A 16911-nucleotide genomic window follows, 5' to 3' on the forward strand; every position below is an offset into this window, starting at 1 on the left:
GGCAATGGCCGGCTTCTACGGAGGATCCAGTGCACCCGACATGCCGCCGAGGATGCCGATCCCGGCACCCGGCAGCGACGTACCGCTCGGCACGGAGGACGCAGCCGTGACCAGCGACGCGACGCGCGAGGACGCGATGACGCTGCAGTTCCCGCTGCCCGACCGGAACGCGCCCGAGCCCGCCTCGGTGCAGACCGTGACCGGCGAGCTCGGCCCGACCGGGCGCCCGATGCCGGTGCTCCCGGACCCCAAGCCGGTCACCGCCCACGGTCACGCCCGGGTCATCTCGATGTGCAACCAGAAGGGTGGGGTCGGAAAGACCACGACCACCATCAACCTGGGCGCCGCACTGGCCGAGTACGGCCGCAAGGTGCTGCTGGTCGACTTCGACCCGCAGGGCTCGCTCTCGGTCGGCCTCGGCCTCAACCCGCACGAGATGGAGAGCACGGTCTACAACCTGCTCATGGACCCCGAGGCCACGCTCGACGAGGTCGTCGTGCCCTCCGGTGTGCCCGGCATGGACCTGCTGCCCTCCAACATCGACCTGTCGGCCGCCGAGGTGCAGCTGGTCCACGAGGTCGCCCGCGAGCAGACGCTGCAGCGCGTCCTCGCCCCGGCGATCGAGGAGTACGACGTCATCCTCATCGACTGCCAGCCCTCGCTCGGCCTGCTGACGGTCAACGCGCTCACCGCCTCCGACGGCGTGATCGTGCCGCTGGAGTGCGAGTACTTCGCGCTGCGCGGCGTGGCGCTGCTCAAGGCCACCATCGACAAGGTCAAGCAGCGGCTCAACCCCGGCCTCGAGGTCGACGGCGTCCTCGGCACCATGTTCGACGGCCGCACCCTGCACGGCCGCGAGGTGCTCGAGCGCCTGGTCCAGGCCTGGGGCGACAAGGTCTTCCACACCGTCATCCGCCGCACCGTGAAGTTCTCCGACTCCACCGTCGCGGGCGAGCCGATCACGTCCTACGCCTCCGGCTCGAGCGGGGCGGAGGCGTACCGCCAGCTCGCGAAGGAGGTGGCGCTGAGGTGTCTCGACGTGTGAGCATGCCGGCCGCGGACGACCTGTTCCGGCCCACCGGCGACTCGACCGGGCCGGCCGTCCGCGCCGTCCCCGACCCGCCGGCCGACGTACCCGACAAGCCCCAGAAGGGCCCGTCCGGCCGGGTCCGCCACGAGGAGAAGATCACCGTCTACGTCTCCTCCGCGGAGCTGATGGAGCTGGAGCGGGCCCGGCTCACGCTGCGCGGGGAGCACGGCATGGCGGTCGACCGCGGCCGCCTGGTCCGCGAGGCGCTGCACCTGGTCCTGGGTGAGCTCGAGGCCGAGGGGGAGGGCTCCGCGCTGGTCAGGCGCCTGCGTGAGTCATGATGCAGGCGTGAGCGAGGTCGAGGCGGGCGCCGAGCCCGGCGAGCAGCACGGTGGCTTCGCCGTACGCCTGGCGAACTTCGAGGGCCCCTTCGACCTGCTGCTGAGCCTGATCTCCAAGCACAAGCTCGACGTCACGGAGATCGCGCTCTCGAAGGTCACCGACGAGTTCATCGCACACATCAAGGAGCTCCCGGACGACTCGCTCGAGGAGACGACGTCCTTCCTGCTGGTCGCGGCGACCCTGCTGGACCTCAAGGCAGCCCGGCTGCTGCCGGCGGGCGACGTGGAGGACGAGGAGGACCTGGCGCTGCTGGAGGCGCGGGACCTGCTCTTCGCGCGCCTGCTGCAGTACAAGGCCTACAAGCAGGTCGCGGCCGTCCTCGACGAGCGGCTCCAGGCCGAGTCCCGCCGCTACCCGCGCGCGGTCGGGCTCGAGGAGCGCTACGCCGGCCTGCTGCCCGAGGTGTTGATCGGGATCGGCCTCGACCAGTTCGCGGCGCTGGCGGCCAAGGCGATGACACCCCGGCCCGAGCTGCAGCTGACCCTGCACCACATCCACGCCCCGACGGTCAGCGTGCGCGAGCAGGCCGCGATCGTGGTCGATCGGCTGCGCCGCAGCGGCACGCTCACCTTCCGGGCGCTGTGCGGCGACTCGCCGGACACCCTGACCACGGTGGCACGGTTCCTGTCCCTGCTCGAGCTGTTCCGCGAGGGGGCGGTCGCCTTCGACCAGGTGACCCCGCTGGGCGAGCTGTCGGTCCGCTGGACCGGCGACGAGGCGGTCGACGTGGAGGACCTGATCACCGACGAGTTCGACGGGGCGGCACCGCCCGAGGAGGAGCCCACCGATGAGTGAAGAGCCCCTGGCCCCGCCCGTGGCCGAGCTGCGTCCCGCGCTGGAGGCGGTGCTGATGGTCGCCGACCAGCCGCTCGACGCGGTGGCGCTGGCGACCGCGGTCGGCCACCCGGAGCCCGAGGTCGTCGCTGCGCTCGCCGCCCTTGCGGCGGAGTACGACGACCAGGGCCGCGGCTTCGAGCTGCGCAATGTCGCCGGCGGCTGGCGCTACTACACCCGCGAGGAGCTGGCACCCGTCGTCGAGGCGTTCGTGCTCGAGGGTCAGCAGGCCAGGCTCACCCAGGCCGCGCTGGAGACGCTCGCGGTCGTGGCCTACCAGCAGCCGGTCTCCCGCGCGCGGGTCTCGGCCGTGCGCGGGGTCAACGTCGACGGCGTGATGCGGACCCTGCTCAGCCGCGGGCTGGTCGAGGAGGCCGGCCGCGACGGGGAGCACGGCGCGACTCTCTACCGGACCACGAGCTACTTCCTGGAGCGCATCGGCATCGTCTCGCTCGACGAGCTGCCCGACCTGGCGCCGCACCTGCCCGAGCTCGCCGACGTCGAGGAGGAGCTGCGCGAGAGCGTCGCTGAGCCGGCCGCCGCGGACGCCGACGAGCCCGCGCCGGTGGCCGAGGAGGACGACGATGACGCGTGACATCGCCGTCGACGACGACGGCCAGATCCGCCTGCAGAAGCTGCTCGCCCAGTCCGGCGTGGCCTCCCGGCGCCGCTGCGAGGAGCTGATGCTCGAGGGCGAGGTCGAGGTCGACGGTGAGGTCGTGACCCGGCTCGGCACCAAGGTCGACCCGCGCACCGCGGTGATCAAGGTGTCCGGCAAGCGGCTGCCCCCGATCTCCGACCACGTCTACCTCGTGCTCAACAAGCCGCGCGGGGTCGTGTCCACGATGTCCGACCCGCAGGGGCGTCGTACGCTCTCCGACCTGGTGGCCGACCGGCCCGAACGCCTGTTCCACGTCGGGCGGCTCGACACCGACACCTCGGGCCTGCTGCTGCTCACCAACGACGGCGACTTCGCCCACCGGATGGCGCATCCGTCGTTCGAGGTCGAGAAGACCTACGTCGCCGAGGTCGCCGGCCGGCTCGCCAAGGGCACCGTCGCAGAGCTGCTCGCCGGCGTGACGCTGGAGGACGGCCCGGTGGAGGTACGCCGGGCGCGGGTGATCGACACCTCGACCGACAAGTCGATCATCGAGCTGGTCATCCACGAGGGCCGCAACCGGATCGTGCGCCGCCTGCTCGACCAGGTCGGGCACCCGGTGCGCCAGCTCAGCCGCACCAGGTTCGGGCCGATCGAGCTCGGCACGCTCGGCGGCGGCAGGCTGCGGGAGCTGTCCGACGACGAGCTCGGCCAGCTGCTGGAGCTGGTCGGGCTCTAGAATCTACGGTGGTCGGATGATCCCGGCTCCACCGGTGCCCGCGGCCCTGCGGGGGTATGTCGTCGCACGCATCCCGTACGACGTCGACTTCGGCGCGCCCGGCATGCACCGCGGGCTGCCGTCGACCACGATCACCCTGGTGCTCCCGCTCGACGACCCCCTCCGGGTCTCGTGGGCCGGGCGTCCGGCGAGCCTGCACTCCGCCTGGGCGTCCCTGTCCGGGCTGCACACCGAGCCGGCGGCGATCCACCACGACGGCTCGCAGCGCGGGGTCCAGGTCGCGCTGACGGTCGAGGGGGTGCGGGTGCTGCTCGGGAGGCCGGCGGCGGACCTGTCGGGAGCGCTGACCGACCTCGACGAGGCCGTCGTACCGCAGGCGTTGCGGGACCTGCCCGAGCGGTTGCACGCGCTGGCGTCCTGGCCGGCGCGGGTCGCGCTGGTGGACCGGACGCTGGCGGGGCTGGCGGCGCGTGGGGGAGACCCGGCCCCGCGGGCCGAGGTCGCGCACGCCCTCGCGCTGCTCACGTCGGGGAACCGGGTGGCGGAGGTGGCCGAGGAGGTCGGCTACAGCCGGCGCCGGCTCGGGACGCTGGTGCGGGCGGAGTGCGGGCTCGCGCCCAAGGCGTTCCAGCGGGTAGCGCGGTTGGAGACGGCGCGTGGGCTGCTCGGGCACCGTCCGCTGGCGGAGGTGGCCGACGCGTGCGGGTACGCCGACCAGGCGCACCTGACGCGCGAGTGGACCGCGCTGGCCGGGTGCACGCCGACGACGTGGCTGCGCGAGGAGTTCCCGTTCGTTCAAGACCGCGACGACGACGGGGGAGCAGGCTTGCAGGCATGACAACGACAGCTACCTCCGCAGCAACCGTCCGCCTCTGGGCCGCGATGCAGTTCCGCGATGTCGACACCATGACCGCGTGGCTGCGCGGGATCGGCTTCGTCGAGCACGCCACCCACCGCGACGACGCCGGCACCGTCGTGCACGCCGAATGGCTCTGGCCCGGCGGTGGCGGGATCATGTTCGGCGCCGTGCGGCCCGATGCCCCGCTCCAGCCGGCGGGGAGCGCCGCCGTCTACCTCGTCACCGACGACCCCGACGCCGTCTTCGACGCCGCCGTCGCGGCCGGGGCCGCGGTGGAGCGCCCGATGGTCGACCAGGACTACGGCGGCCGCGGCGGCAGTGTCCGCGACCCCGAGGGCAACCACTGGTCCTTCGGGTCCTACCAGCCCGGCGCGGACGGGTGAGCCCGATCCCACTAGCCTTGCCTGCGTGTCCGAGACGAGCCTGACCAGTCCGCTCACCGGCCCGGTCGAGATCGTCGGGACCGGGTTGATCGGCACCTCCATCGCGCTGGCCTGCCGACGCGCGGGCCTCGAGGTGCTGCTGACGGACACCACGTCCGACCACGTGCGTACGGCGACCGGGCTCGGCGCCGGTCGCGCACGCACGGCGGACGACGTCCCGCAGCTGGTCGTGGTCGCCGTACCGCCCGACGCGCTGGGCAGTGTCATCAACCAGGTCCTCGACGCCGTCGGCCACGACACGGTGGTCACCGACGTGGGCAGCGTCAAGGCCGGTCCGCTGGCCGCGGTGGCCGGGCACGCGGCGATCGGCAGGTACGTCGGCAGCCACCCGATGGCCGGCACCGAGCACTCCGGTCCGCTCTCGGCCAATGCCGAGCTCTTCGACGGCCGCCCGTGGGCGATCACTCCCGGGCCGGACGCCACCGCGTCGGCGACCCGCGTGGTCGAGGCGCTGGCGCTGGTGTGCGGCGCGGTGCCGGTGCACCTGAGCCCGGTCGAGCACGACCGCGCGGTCGCGCGCACCTCGCACGTCCCGCACCTGATGGCCTCGCTCGTCGCCGGCACCCTGGCCGGCGCCTCGGCCGACCACCTGGCCCTGTCGGGCACCGGTGTGCGCGACGTCACCCGGGTGGCCGGCGGCGACCCGCGGCTGTACAGCCAGATCATCAGCGGCAACGCGACCGCGGTCGCCGCGCTGCTCAGCGAGGTCCGCGACCGGCTGGACCTGGCGCTGGAGGCGGTCGCCGGGGGCGACCGGGTCGGCCTGGAGTCGCTGCTGGCCTACGGGCAGGCCGGCACCCGGGCGATCCCGGGCAAGCACGGCGCGGCGCCGGAGCCGATGGAGGCCGTGCGGGTGGCCCTGCCCGACCAGCCGGGCGGGCTGGCGCGGCTGTTCGCGGACGCCGGCGACAGCGGCGTCAACATCGAGGACGTGCGCATCGACCACGACCCCGGTCGCCCCGTCGGCCAGGTCGAGCTCGACGTCGTCGTGGGCCGTGCCGAGGAGCTGCGGGCCGCTCTGGAGTCGAGGGGCTGGGTGACTCACCGGTAGGGTGCCGCCCGTGAGTGTGCCGGTGAACGTGGTCGTAGCAGTTGACGGAACCTCCGGCTCGGGCAAGTCCAGCACGTGCCGCGCGGTCGCCGACCGGCTCGGCCTGCGCTACCTCGACACCGGGGCGCAGTACCGCGCCATCACCTGGTGGATGCTCGACCAGGGTGTCGACGTGCACGACCCGGCCGCGGTGGCCGCCCGCGCCTCCGAGCCGGTCCTCGTCTCCGGGACCGACCCGCTCGCGCCGACCATCACGGTCGACGGCCGCGACGTCTCCGTCGAGATCCGCAGCGACGAGGTCAACGGCGCGGTCTCGCCCGTGAGCGCGGTACCCGAGGTCCGCACCCGGCTGGTGGGCCTCCAGCGCGCCCTGATCGGCGCCGGCGGCATCGTCGTGGAGGGCCGCGACATCGGGTCCGTGGTCTGGCCGCAGGCCGAGCTCAAGGTCTACCTCACCGCCGACCCGGCCGCCCGCGCCGCCCGCCGCGCCCTGGAGAACGGTGGCGCCGACGTCACCGCCACCCAGGAGTCGCTGCTCGCCCGCGACAAGATCGACTCCGGCCGGGCCGTCGCCCCGCTGACCATGGCCGAGGGCGCGGTCCACGTGGACTCGACCGAGCTGAGCCTCGACGAGGTCGTCGACGTCGTGGTGGGCCTGGTGATGGAGCGCGTGTGAGCGCGCACGAGGTCCGGCGACCCGCTCGCTGGCTCCTGGTCCGGGGACGGCCGGCCTCGCGGTGGCTGATCCGGCGCCGGTACGACGTCCGGGTGCACCACCCGGACCGCTTCCCCGCCCACGGGGCAGCGGTGGTCGCGGGCAACCACATCGGGTTGGTTGACGGACCACTGATGGCGATCTTCGCGCCGCGACCCGTGCACGCGCTGACCAAGATCGAGATGTTCTCGGGCCCCTTGGGCCCGTTCCTGCGGGCGTCGGGGCAGATCCCGCTCGACCGCGACCACACCGATCCGGCGGCCGTGCGGACCGCGCTGCGGGTGCTCCGCGACGGCCACGCGGTGGGCGTGTTCCCCGAGGGCACGCGGGGGCCGGGGGACCTCGAGCGGATCCACGGCGGGGCGGCGTACCTGGCGCTCGTGACGGGGGCACCCGTCGTACCGCTGACCTTCCTGGGATCCCGTGACCCCGGCGGCTCGAGCAGCTCGCTGCCCCACAAGGGGGCCCGGATCGACATCGTCGTGGGGGAGCCGTACGCCGTCGATGCGGCTCCGTGGCCCCGGACGCGGGAGAATGTCCGTCTGACCTCGGCCGCGCTGCGCACCCACCTGCAGCAGCAGCTGGCCGAAGCCCTGGACGAGACGGGGCGGCGCCTGCCCGGACCGCTCCCGCAAGGAGAACGTGATGAGTGAAGACACCCCGACCGGGGTGGTCCCGGTGCTGGCCGTCGTCGGCCGCCCGAACGTCGGCAAGTCGACCCTGGTGAACCGGATCCTCGGCCGCCGCGAGGCCGTCGTCGAGGACATCCCCGGCGTGACCCGCGACCGTGTGTCGTACGACGCCGAGTGGGCCGGGCGGGCGTTCACGCTCGTCGACACCGGTGGCTGGGACCCCGACGCGCGCGGCATGGCCGAGCGGATCAAGGTCCAGGCCGAGGTGGCCGTCACCCTGGCTGACGCCGTGCTCTTCGTGGTCGACGCATCGGTGGGCATCACCGACGCCGACGAGGCCGTCGTCCGGGTGCTGCGCAAGTCCGGCAAGCCGGTCGTGCTGGCCGCCAACAAGGTCGACGACGAGCGGGCCGAGGCCGAGGCCCACGGCCTGTGGAACCTCGGCCTCGGCGAGCCGTTCTCGGTCTCCGCGCTCCACGGCCGAGGCTCGGGCGACCTGCTCGACGCTGTGCTGTCGGTGCTGCCCGAGGCGCCCGACAGGGTCGAGCAGGAGCTCGGCGGCCCCCGCCGGATCGCCATCGTCGGTCGCCCCAACGTCGGCAAGTCCTCGCTGCTCAACAAGCTCGCGGGCGAGGAGCGGGTCGTCGTCGACAACGTCGCCGGTACGACGGTCGACCCGGTCGACGAGCTGGTCTCGCTCGGTGGCCGCGAGTGGCGCTTCATCGACACCGCCGGCATCCGCAAGCGGGTCAAGGAGGCCTCGGGCCACGAGTACTACGCGTGGCTGCGCACCTCCACCGCGATCGAGCGGGCCGAGGTGTGCGTGCTCGTGCTCGCCGGCAACGAGTCGATCGCCGAGCAGGACATGCGGATCCTGCAGGAGGTCCGCGAGGCCGGCAAGGCGCTCGTCATCGCCTTCAACAAGTGGGACCTCGTCGATGCCGAGCGCCGCTACTACCTCGACCGCGAGATCGACCGCGACCTCGTGCAGGTGCAGTGGGCGCCGCGGATCAACATCACCGCGAAGACCGGCTGGCACATCGACCGGCTCGTGCCCGCACTCGACCGCGCCATCGAGGGTTGGGAGACCCGGATCTCCACCGGCTCCCTCAACGCCTTCCTCGGCCGCATCGTCGCGGAGCACCCGCACCCGGTGCGGGGCGGCAAGCAGCCTCGGATCCTGTTCGGAAGCCAGGTGCAGAGCGCGCCGCCGGTGTTCAAGCTGTTCACCACCGGCAAGCTCGACCAGGGCTACGAGCGGTTCATCGAGCGCCGGCTGCGCGAGGAGTTCGGGTTCGTCGGCACGCCGATCGAGATCAAGGTGCAGCCGCGGGAGAAGCGCGGCCGACGCTGAGCAGTCGGCTGACCCGGGCGTTCGCCCGGGCCAGCCGGGCGAGGTCAGATCCGCTCGATGACGGTGCCGGTCGCCATCGCACCGCCGGCACACATCGAGATCAGCGCGGTGCCCTGGTCGCGCCGCTCCAGCTCGTGCAGCGCGGTGGTGATCAGCCGCACGCCGGTGGCCCCGACCGGGTGACCGAGCGCGATAGCACCTCCGTTGACGTTGACCTTGTCCAGGTCGACGCCGTGGACGCCGGCCCAGGAGAGCACGACGGACGCGAACGCCTCGTTGACCTCGAACAGGTCGAAGTCGCCGATCGCCATGCCGGTCTTCTCGAGCAGTCGCGCAGTGGCGTCGATCGGGCCGTCGAGGTGGTAGTAGGGGTCGGACCCGACCAGGCACTGCGCCTTGATCCGGGCCCGCGGGGTCAGGCCCAGGGCGCGCGCCCTGTCCTCGTCCATGATCAGCAGCGCGGCCGCACCGTCGGAGATCTGCGAGGAGGTGCCGGCCGTGTGCAGACCGTCCTCGAGCACGGTGCGCAGGCCGGCCAGGCCCTCGGCGGTGGTCTCGCGCAGGCCCTGGTCGGCGTCGACGAGACGGGTCTCACCGGTCGGCTTGCCCTCGTCGTCGAGCACCGGCGCCTCGATCGCGGCGATCTCGCGCTTGAAGCGGCCCTCGTCGACGGCGACCCGGGCCTTGGCCTGGGAGGCGAGGCCGAGCGCCTCGAGGTCGGCGCGGGTGAGGCCGCGGTTCCTCGCGATCCGGTCGGCGGCCTCGAACTGGTTCGGCATGTCGATCGACCAGTCGTCGGGGCGCGGGTCGCCCATCCCCGGCGGGACGTTGGCGCCCAGCGGGATGCGCGACATCATCTCCACGCCGCAGGCGATACCGACGTCGATGGTGCCGGCGGCGACCATGTCGTTGACCAGGTGGGCGGACTGCTGTCCCGAGCCGCACTGCGCGTCCAGCGCGGTCCCCGCGGTCGCCATCGGCAGCCCGGCGTACAGCCACGCCCGGCGCACCATGTCGTTGGACTGCTCGCCGGCCTGGGTGACGCAGCCGCCGACCACCTGCTCGACGAGCGCCGGGTCGACCCCAGCGCGACGGAGCACCTCGGCCTGGATGAAGCCCAGGGTCTGGGCCGGGTGCAGGCCGGCCAGCCAGCCCTTGCGCTTGCCCAGGGGGGTGCGGACTGCTTCGACGATCACAGGGTTGCCCATGTCCGCACGGTAGCACCGAAGTAGAACACGTTCTAGCCAGTGTCCCGTCGTGATCCGCGCCACGGGAAAAGTCCTTTCACGAAACCCTTTCGTATTGGCGCGATGCTTTGTACGGTGGCTCTAGAACGTGTTCCACCCCCCATGGTCGTCCAGTAGCGAAAGGTTCGTCGCGTGACCGAGCTCCTCATTCCGGAGGGATGGGATCCCACCGATCCCGACATCAACGAAGTGGCCCTGCCGCACGACGAGTTCCGTGCGCTGCGGGCCAACGAGCCGATCCGCTGGATCGAGCAGGTCCCCGAGGCGCGCGCCGGCTTCCTCGACACCGGCTACTGGGCGCTGACCCGCCACGCCGAGGTCCGCCAGGTCTCCAAGGACAACGAGAACTGGTCGGCCATGGAGAACGGCGTGATCATCCGGTTCGCCCCGGACATGACCCGCGACCAGGTCGAGGTCCAGCGCGCGATGCTGATCCACCACGACCCGCCGGACCACACCCAGATGCGGGGCATCGTCTCGCGCGGCTTCACCCCCCGCGTGATCGCCGCCCTCAAGACGGTCCTGGAGGAGCGGGCCCGCGAGATCGTCGCCGACGCCGTGGCCAAGGGTTCCGGCGACTTCGTCGAGGACATCGCCGCCGAGCTGCCGCTGCAGGCGATCGCCGACTTCCTCGGCGTACCGCAGGAGGACCGCAAGAAGCTCTTCGAGTGGTCCAACCAGATGATGGGGTACGACGACCCCGACATCGGCGCCGACCCGGCGGTCGCGTCCATGGAGATCCTCGTCTACTTCGACCAGCTCGCCAACGAGCGCCGGGCGAACCCGCAGGACGACATCGTCACCAAGCTGATCAGCGTCGGCGCCGACGACGACCACGGTGCGCTGACCAACGACGAGTTCGGCTTCTTCGTGATCCTGCTGACTGTGGCGGGCAACGAGACCACGCGCAACGCGACCAGCCACGGCATGCACGCCTTCTTCGAGCACCCCGACCAGTGGGAGCTGTGGAAGAAGGAGCGCCCGGAGACGGCCATCGACGAGATCGTCCGCTGGGCGACCCCGGTCACCGTCTTCCAGCGCACGGCCAAGAAGGACACCGAGCTGGCCGGCCAGGCGATCAAGAAGGGCGACCGCGTGGCGATGTTCTACGCGTCCGCGAACTTCGACGAGACCGTCTTCGAGGATCCGTTCAAGTTCGACATCATGCGCGAGAACAACCCGCACGTCGCGTTCGGCGGCCACGGCGCGCACTACTGCCTCGGGGCGAACCTCGCGCGCCTGCAGATCAACCTGATCTTCAACGCGATCGCCGACCTCGCGCCCGACATCGAGCTCGTCGGCAAGCCGCGTCGGCTCCGCTCCGGATGGCTCAACGCCATCAAGGAGATGCAGGTCAACTACACCAAGTAGCGCACCTCTTCAGCGCAGGTTCAGGGTGGCTCCGCGACAATGGGGCCACCCTGAGCCGTTTCTCCCGGAGGTCGCATGCGTGTCCTGGTCGTCGACGACGAGCGACGGCTCGCCCGCACGCTGCAGGTCGGGCTCGGTGCCGAGGGCTTCGCCGTCGACCTCGCCCACGACGGCACCGACGGGCTGTGGCTGGCCCGCGAGAACGCGTACGACGCGATCGTGCTCGACCTGATGCTGCCCGGGATCAACGGCTACCAGGTGTGCCGGGCACTGCGCGAGGAGGGCAACTGGACCCCGATCCTGATGCTCACCGCCAAGGACGGCGAGTGGGACCAGGTCGAGGGCCTCGACACCGGAGCCGACGACTACCTGACCAAACCGTTCTCCTTCCCCGTGCTCGTCGCCCGGCTGCGAGCGGTCGCCCGGCGAGGTGCGCGGGAGCGCCCGACGGCACTGGAGATCGGCGACCTCGTCGTCGACACGGCCGCCCGGCGGGTGCACCGCGGGGACGTCGAGATCGGGCTGACCGCCCGCGAGTTCTCGGTACTGGCCTTCCTCGCGCGGCACAAGGGCGACGTGGTGTCCAAGCGCCAGATCCTCGACGCCGTCTGGGACGGCGACTTCGAGGGCGACCCCAACATCGTCGAGGTCTACGTGCGTCACCTGCGCAACAAGGTGGACCGGCCCTTCGGCCGGGGCGCGATCGAGACCCTGCGCGGCGCCGGGTACCGCCTCGCGAGCGACGGCGGCTGACATGCGGTTGCGCACGACGCTCGCCGCGGTCCTCGTCGTGGCGGTGGCCCTCGTGGTGGCCGCGGTGCTGCTCGTGCTGGCGGTGCGCTCCTCGCTGCGCGACGCGGCCGAGACCACCGCGGAGCACAGGGCGAGCGACCTCGTGACCCAGGTTGACTCCGGACGGCTGCCCGAGCCGGGGGAGACCGACGACGAGCCCGACGATGTCGTCTGGCAGGTCACCGGCGCCGACGGGCAGGTCGTCGTCGCGTCCGGGTCGCTGAGCGGCCGGATCCCCGTCGAGGACGGCGAGGTCGTCGCCCTTCGCGGCGGCGAACACCGCTACGTCGTCGTCACCGAGGACACCGGGGCCGGTGGCGTGGTCGCGGTCGCCGCGTCTCTCGAGGACCTCGACGAGACGACCGCCGCATTGGTCGTCCCCCTGCTGCTCGGCGTTCCACTGCTCCTCGTCGTCGTCGGCGCGACCACCTGGCTGGTCGTCGGGCGCGCACTGCGTCCCGTCGACCGGATCCGGGCCGAGGTCGAGCGGATCAGCGGATCCAGCCTGGAGCGGCGGGTCCCGGTGCCGACGGGCAAGGACGAGATCGGTCGCCTGGCCCGCACCATGAACCTGATGCTCGGTCGCGTGCAGGAGGCGAGCGAGCTGCAGCAGCAGTTCGTCTCCGACGCCTCCCACGAGCTGCGCTCACCGGTGGCCAGCCTGCGCCAGGTCGCCGAGGTCGCCCAGGCCCATCCCGGCGCACTGCCGGAGGGAGAGCTGGCCGCGACGGTGCTGGAGGAGTCGCTGCGGATGCAGCTGCTCGTCGACCAGCTGCTCGTGCTGGCCCGGGCCGGCGAGGGCGCGCCCAGGATGCGGCGGGTCGACGTCGACGTCGACGACCTGGTGCTGCTCCACGCCCGCCGCGGAGGACGGCCGTGCCCCGAGATCGACACGGGCGGGGTCGGCCCGGGCCGGGTCCGTGGCGACGCCGTGGCCCTGGGGCAGGTGGTGCGCAACCTGCTCGACAACGCCGTGCGTCACGCCGACCGGCGCGTGGTCGTCGGGGTGCGCCAGCAGGACGACAGCGTCGTGGTGAGCGTCGAGGACGACGGCCCCGGCGTGCCGGCGGCCGAGCGGGAGCGGGTCTTCGAGCGGTTCCGGCGCCTGGACGAGGCCCGGGCCCGCGACGCCGGCGGCAGCGGACTCGGTCTGGCCATCGTCCGTGAGGTCGTGGCCGCCCACGGGGGCTCGGTCGTGCTGGACTCGTCGCCGCTCGGGGGCGCGCGGTTCGTCGTACGGCTGCCGGGCTGAAGGCCCCTTCAGGAAGGTTCAGCAGGGGTTCAGCGAGAGGGTGCCAGAGTCGGAGCCGAACATCCCCTCCGAGACAAGGAAACCCATGAACACCGCACGCCTGCGCAGCAAGCGCGTCCTCATCCCCGCCGTCGTCGTCGTGGCCGTCCTGGCCGTGGGCGGCACGGTGTGGGCGGCCTCCGGCGACGACGAGGTCGGTGGCGAGGAGCGCGACCGGGTTGCCGCCGCAGCCGAGAAGGCCGCCGGCGGCGGCGAGGCCGTGTCCGTCGAGAAGAGCGACGACGCGGGCGAGGCCTACGAGGTCGAGGTACGCCGCCCCGACGGGACCGAGGTGGACGTCACCCTCGATGAGGACCTCGCCGTCGTCGGCCAGGAGAGCGACGACGATGACACGGACGACAACGACGTGAACGACGCCGACGACCGGGTGCTCACCGCCGAGGAGCGGGACTTCGTCGAGAAGGCGGCGCTGGACGCCGTCGGCGGCGGCACCCTGCTCGAGGCGAGCGCGAGCGACGACCCGGGCGTGGCCTACGAGGCCGACGTGCGCGACACCCAGGGCGTCGAGTGGAACGTGGACCTCGACGCGGCCTTCGCCGTCGTCCAGAAGACCGAGGATCGTTGATCCTCCCGAGGGACCCGATGGAGTAGCGTTCGTTCGTGCAGGACGCCGAGCATCAGGAGGACGACGCGATGAGCGAGATCAACGCCGAGCAGTTCCCCGGTTTCTCCGAGAACCACTACCAGCACGGGATGCACTCCCTTGCCTGGGTCTCACTATGGGTGATCGTCGGACTCGGCGTCGCCTGCGGCATCTTCGGCTTCATCTGGGGCGTCAGCCACTGATCCCCTCCGACCTGGTCAGCCGGCGTTCGTGCGGCTGACCAGGTCGTCGACCACCGCCGTCATGCTGCCGCCGCTGCGCTCGTAGCTGGCCCGCTGTCGGGTCGCGCCACCCTCGGCCAGGACTCGCGGCACTCCCCTCCGCACGACCTCGTCGTCGCCGTACGCAGCCAACGGGTCCGCGACGACGGCGACCAGGTGGTTCAGCACCTCTCGCGCCGGGGCCAGGTCGCCCGTCACCGGGTCGAGCAGCCGCTCGGTCAGGCCGTAGCGCGCCGCGCGCCACCGGGCCGCGCGGAGCAGCTCGGCCCGCCAGTGACCGCTGGGCAGCCCGTCGCCGTCGACCTCGCGGGAGACCAGCGCGCGGGCCAGCACCGCCACCAGGACCGCGTCGTCGGGATCGGTGCACACGTCGGCGATCCGCACCTCCACCGTCGGCTGGTGGGCCGAGAGGCGGGCGTCGAAGTACAGCATCCCGTCGTCCATGGCGGCGCCCGAGGCCACCAGGGCGCGGCCGAGGGCGTGGTACGAATCGGCCGAGCCGAACCGCTCGGTCGAGCACGCGCTGGGCCAGTGCGCCCAGGCCTCGGCCCGCCATGACGCATAGTGCGTGTCGCGGCCGTGGAAGTACGGCGAGTTGGCGCTGATCGCCAGCAGCACCGGCAGCCAGGGCGTGATCGCGTCGATGGCGCGCACGCCCTGCTCGTCGGAGTCGACCTGGACGTGCACGTGCTGCCCGCAGGTCCCGCCGGGGCGGGCGATCTCCCCGAAGGTCGCCACCATGGCCAGGTAGCGGTCATCACGGGTCGTGCGGGGCGGGCCGCCCTGCAGCGGCACGGCACCGGTGGCTGCGGTCCGCGCTCCCACCGCCTCGGCGGCCCGGCGGGCGCGGTCCCGGAGCCGGACCAGGTGGCGGCGCAGGTCCGCCGCGTCGCGGACCGGGGGCGTGCGGGTCTCGAGCTGGTGCGCGAACAGCTCGTGGTCGAGCTCGTCGGCGGGTTCCGGGTCGTGCTCCGCGGCGTACCTCAGCACCTGCTCGGCGCGCGACGTCGTCGCCCGGGTCTCCGGATCGACGAGGAGCAGCTCCTCCTCGACGCCCAAGGTGCGCCGCTCCATCCCACCTCCCGACCGCTCGGGTCGTGGGGATGGAGGTACCCCGAAGCGAGGGGGTCAGTCGCGGGCGGTGAGCACCAGCGGGTCGCCGGAGGTGATGGCGACGGTGTGCTCGGCGTGCGCGCCGCGCGAGCCGTCGGCGCTGCGGATGGTCCAGCCGTCGGGGTCGAACACGATCTCGTCGGTGGTGTGCAGGAACCACGGCTCGATCGCGATGACCAGGCCCGGGCGGAGCTTGATGCCGCGGCCGGGGCGGCCGTCGTTGGCGACGTGCGGCTCACCGTGCATGGTGCGGCCGACGCCGTGGCCGCCGAACTGCAGGTTGACCTGGAGGCCGGCCGCGTGGGCGACGTCGCCGATGGCGGCCGAGATGTCGCCGAGGCGGTTGCCGGCGCGGGCGGCGGCGATCCCGGCGGCGAGGGCCTGCTCGGTGGTCTCGATCAGGCGGAGGTCCTCCTCGCGCGGGGTGCCGACGACGACCGACAGGGCGGAGTCGGACACCCAGCCGTCGACCGAGGCGGCGAAGTCGACGGACAGCAGGTCGCCGTCGCGCAGCGTGTAGTCGTGGGGGAGACCGTGCAGCACCGCGTCGTTGACCGACGTGCACAGCACCTTGCCGAACGGGCTGGCGCCGAAGGACGGGTGGTAGTCGATGTAGCACGACTCGGCACCGGCGTCCTTGATCATCTGGTGCGCCAGGGCGTCGAGCTCGAGCAGGTTGACGCCGACCGCGGCCTTCTCGGAGAGGGCCTGGATCACCGAGGCGACGAAGCGCCCGGCCGGACGCATCTGCTCGATCTGGGTGGGGGTGCGCAGCTCGATCACGGGGACGAGCCTACTGACCCGAGGAGGCGTCCCCGGCATCCACGACGACCGCGCTGTGACTGGACGCGTCGTCGGCGTCGAACACGATCCCGTCGAGGTGGCGGGTGCCGGGCTGGACGCTGCCGGCCAGGGACATCTCGGCGCCGGGCGGTACGTCGACGCCGGCCGAGTAGGTGTCGCCCTGGGCGGGGTCGGACACGTCGGCGCTGCCCCACTCGCCGTCCAGCACCGACTTCACCGTGATGTCGTCGAGCTCGATCGTGCGGTCACTGCGGTTCTCCACGTCGAAGGCGAAGGTGCAGTCGAGGTCGTCGGTGCCGGCGTACTCCGAGTCGTCGGGGTGGCACTCGAGCGAGGTGACCTTGATCCGCAGGTCGCCGTCGTCGGTGGTGAACCACTCGCCGACCTCGGCGCTGGGGTCGGGCGGGTCGACGGTGTCGAACCAGTCGCCGAGGTAGCGAAGCGTGTAGTACGAGACCACCGCGGACACGGCGAGCGCGGCGACCGAGAGGCCGATGCCCCAACCCGCGAGGTGCGCCGGACGTGCCAGTCTGCGGGCGCGGATCACGCCGGCGACGCCGAGGCCGATCCCGATCACTGCCAGGACCACGGAGACGACGTTGACGAGCGGGACGACGGCGACGCAGATCGCCACGATGCCGAGGACGAACGCTGCTACCGCCTGGCCGTTGCCGGGTGACGCGGGAACCGGCGCGGCGCCGTACGGCGGTCCGGGCGGCGGGGGCGGCGGCGGGTACGACGCGTCACTCACGTCGTGAACCTAGCCGTCCCCGCGCCGGCCGAAACCGCA

At 72.5% G+C, this 16911-nt stretch carries 20 protein-coding genes; 16 read left to right on the plus strand and 4 right to left on the minus strand.

Features of this window, described 5'->3' with window-relative positions:
* Positions 1-4: 4 nt before the first annotated feature.
* Genes FBY23_RS13340 through der form a run of 11 tightly spaced genes read left to right on the plus strand, consistent with a single transcriptional unit; the run spans position 5 to position 8657 of the window.
* Complete coding sequence (locus FBY23_RS13340) at positions 5-1045, plus strand: ParA family protein (protein WP_396954495.1); 1041 nt, start codon at positions 5-7, stop codon at positions 1043-1045.
* 2 nt (positions 1046-1047) lie between these two features.
* A complete protein-coding gene (locus tag FBY23_RS13345; RefSeq protein WP_141801040.1) occupies positions 1048-1371 on the plus strand; it encodes a hypothetical protein in 324 nt (107 codons plus the stop codon).
* Between the two features lie 7 nt (positions 1372-1378).
* Complete coding sequence (locus FBY23_RS13350) at positions 1379-2227, plus strand: ScpA family protein (protein WP_222117814.1); 849 nt, start codon at positions 1379-1381, stop codon at positions 2225-2227.
* Positions 2220-2861 carry an SMC-Scp complex subunit ScpB gene (gene scpB, locus FBY23_RS13355; protein WP_141798585.1) on the plus strand — a complete coding sequence of 214 codons (642 nt, stop codon included), beginning with the start codon at positions 2220-2222 and terminating at the stop codon, positions 2859-2861. The genes FBY23_RS13350 and scpB overlap by 8 nt, the downstream gene beginning before the upstream one ends.
* On the plus strand, positions 2851-3603 hold the full coding sequence (locus tag FBY23_RS13360) for a pseudouridine synthase (protein WP_141798586.1): 753 nt from the start codon (positions 2851-2853) through the stop codon (positions 3601-3603). The genes scpB and FBY23_RS13360 overlap by 11 nt, the downstream gene beginning before the upstream one ends.
* 16 nt (positions 3604-3619) lie before the next feature.
* Positions 3620-4441 (plus strand): AraC family transcriptional regulator, encoded by an 822-nt coding sequence (locus FBY23_RS13365; RefSeq protein WP_141798587.1) that lies wholly within the window; start codon positions 3620-3622, stop codon positions 4439-4441.
* Positions 4438-4845 carry a VOC family protein gene (locus tag FBY23_RS26690; RefSeq protein ID WP_141798588.1) on the plus strand — a complete coding sequence of 136 codons (408 nt, stop codon included), beginning with the start codon at positions 4438-4440 and terminating at the stop codon, positions 4843-4845. The genes FBY23_RS13365 and FBY23_RS26690 overlap by 4 nt, the downstream gene beginning before the upstream one ends.
* A gap of 25 nt (positions 4846-4870) precedes the next feature.
* Positions 4871-5956 (plus strand): prephenate dehydrogenase, encoded by a 1086-nt coding sequence (locus FBY23_RS13375; RefSeq protein WP_260805950.1) that lies wholly within the window; start codon positions 4871-4873, stop codon positions 5954-5956.
* Between the two features lie 10 nt (positions 5957-5966).
* A complete protein-coding gene (gene cmk, locus FBY23_RS13380; RefSeq protein ID WP_260805951.1) occupies positions 5967-6632 on the plus strand; it encodes a (d)CMP kinase in 666 nt (221 codons plus the stop codon).
* Positions 6629-7324, plus strand: a complete 696-nt coding sequence (locus FBY23_RS13385; protein ID WP_141798589.1) for a 1-acyl-sn-glycerol-3-phosphate acyltransferase — start codon at positions 6629-6631, stop codon at positions 7322-7324. The genes cmk and FBY23_RS13385 overlap by 4 nt, the downstream gene beginning before the upstream one ends.
* Positions 7317-8657 (plus strand): ribosome biogenesis GTPase Der, encoded by a 1341-nt coding sequence (gene der / locus FBY23_RS13390; RefSeq protein WP_141798590.1) that lies wholly within the window; start codon positions 7317-7319, stop codon positions 8655-8657. The genes FBY23_RS13385 and der overlap by 8 nt, the downstream gene beginning before the upstream one ends.
* 44 nt (positions 8658-8701) lie before the next feature.
* Here der and FBY23_RS13395 read toward each other — a convergent pair whose 3' ends face one another.
* Entirely contained in the window at positions 8702-9865 is a 1164-nt protein-coding gene (locus FBY23_RS13395; RefSeq protein ID WP_141798591.1) for a steroid 3-ketoacyl-CoA thiolase, read from the minus strand.
* Between the two features lie 171 nt (positions 9866-10036).
* Between FBY23_RS13395 and FBY23_RS13400 the strand changes: the two genes are divergently transcribed.
* From FBY23_RS13400 to FBY23_RS13420, 5 genes are all read left to right on the plus strand, one after another.
* Positions 10037-11275 (plus strand): cytochrome P450, encoded by a 1239-nt coding sequence (locus FBY23_RS13400; protein ID WP_141798592.1) that lies wholly within the window; start codon positions 10037-10039, stop codon positions 11273-11275.
* A 75-nt stretch (positions 11276-11350) separates the two neighbouring features.
* Positions 11351-12028 (plus strand): response regulator transcription factor, encoded by a 678-nt coding sequence (locus FBY23_RS13405; protein WP_141798593.1) that lies wholly within the window; start codon positions 11351-11353, stop codon positions 12026-12028.
* A gap of 1 nt (position 12029) precedes the next feature.
* Positions 12030-13319: a HAMP domain-containing sensor histidine kinase gene (locus FBY23_RS13410; RefSeq protein WP_141798594.1), complete on the plus strand. Its 1290-nt coding sequence runs from the start codon at positions 12030-12032 to the stop codon at positions 13317-13319.
* Between the two features lie 85 nt (positions 13320-13404).
* Positions 13405-13944, plus strand: a complete 540-nt coding sequence (locus tag FBY23_RS13415) for a PepSY domain-containing protein (protein ID WP_141798595.1) — start codon at positions 13405-13407, stop codon at positions 13942-13944.
* 35 nt (positions 13945-13979) lie between these two features.
* On the plus strand, positions 13980-14165 hold the full coding sequence (locus tag FBY23_RS13420) for a hypothetical protein (RefSeq protein ID WP_141798596.1): 186 nt from the start codon (positions 13980-13982) through the stop codon (positions 14163-14165).
* A gap of 15 nt (positions 14166-14180) precedes the next feature.
* On the opposite strand, the gene FBY23_RS13425 is transcribed toward FBY23_RS13420, so the two are convergent.
* From FBY23_RS13425 to FBY23_RS13435, 3 genes are read right to left on the minus strand one after another with little or no spacing between them, the layout of a single operon-like run.
* Positions 14181-15278: a glutamate--cysteine ligase gene (locus FBY23_RS13425; RefSeq protein WP_141798597.1), complete on the minus strand. Its 1098-nt coding sequence runs from the start codon at positions 15276-15278 to the stop codon at positions 14181-14183.
* Positions 15279-15332: 54 nt separating this feature from the next.
* Positions 15333-16100 (minus strand): type I methionyl aminopeptidase, encoded by a 768-nt coding sequence (gene map / locus FBY23_RS13430; protein WP_141798598.1) that lies wholly within the window; start codon positions 16098-16100, stop codon positions 15333-15335.
* Positions 16101-16110: 10 nt separating this feature from the next.
* Positions 16111-16872: a hypothetical protein gene (locus FBY23_RS13435; RefSeq protein WP_141798599.1), complete on the minus strand. Its 762-nt coding sequence runs from the start codon at positions 16870-16872 to the stop codon at positions 16111-16113.
* Between the last annotated feature and the right edge of the window lie 39 nt (positions 16873-16911).

Origin of the sequence: Nocardioides sp. SLBN-35 (genome assembly GCF_006715725.1) — a bacterium.
Classification (GTDB): Bacteria; Actinomycetota; Actinomycetes; order Propionibacteriales; family Nocardioidaceae; genus Nocardioides.

Excerpts from the sequence above, each read along its gene's own strand:
- FBY23_RS13340 (WP_396954495.1), top strand. The coding sequence starts at position 5 with ATGGCCGGCTTCTACGGAGGATCCAGTGCACCCGACATGCCGCCGAGG.
- FBY23_RS13345 (WP_141801040.1), top strand. The coding sequence starts at position 1,048 with ATGCCGGCCGCGGACGACCTGTTCCGGCCCACCGGCGACTCGACCGGG.
- scpB (WP_141798585.1), top strand. The coding sequence starts at position 2,220 with ATGAGTGAAGAGCCCCTGGCCCCGCCCGTGGCCGAGCTGCGTCCCGCG.
- FBY23_RS13360 (WP_141798586.1), top strand. The coding sequence starts at position 2,851 with ATGACGCGTGACATCGCCGTCGACGACGACGGCCAGATCCGCCTGCAG.
- FBY23_RS13365 (WP_141798587.1), top strand. The coding sequence starts at position 3,620 with ATGATCCCGGCTCCACCGGTGCCCGCGGCCCTGCGGGGGTATGTCGTC.
- FBY23_RS26690 (WP_141798588.1), top strand. The coding sequence starts at position 4,438 with ATGACAACGACAGCTACCTCCGCAGCAACCGTCCGCCTCTGGGCCGCG.
- der (WP_141798590.1), top strand. The coding sequence starts at position 7,317 with ATGAGTGAAGACACCCCGACCGGGGTGGTCCCGGTGCTGGCCGTCGTC.
- FBY23_RS13395 (WP_141798591.1), bottom strand. The coding sequence starts at position 9,865 with ATGGGCAACCCTGTGATCGTCGAAGCAGTCCGCACCCCCCTGGGCAAG.
- FBY23_RS13405 (WP_141798593.1), top strand. The coding sequence starts at position 11,351 with ATGCGTGTCCTGGTCGTCGACGACGAGCGACGGCTCGCCCGCACGCTG.
- FBY23_RS13410 (WP_141798594.1), top strand. The coding sequence starts at position 12,030 with ATGCGGTTGCGCACGACGCTCGCCGCGGTCCTCGTCGTGGCGGTGGCC.
- FBY23_RS13415 (WP_141798595.1), top strand. The coding sequence starts at position 13,405 with ATGAACACCGCACGCCTGCGCAGCAAGCGCGTCCTCATCCCCGCCGTC.
- FBY23_RS13425 (WP_141798597.1), bottom strand. The coding sequence starts at position 15,278 with ATGGAGCGGCGCACCTTGGGCGTCGAGGAGGAGCTGCTCCTCGTCGAT.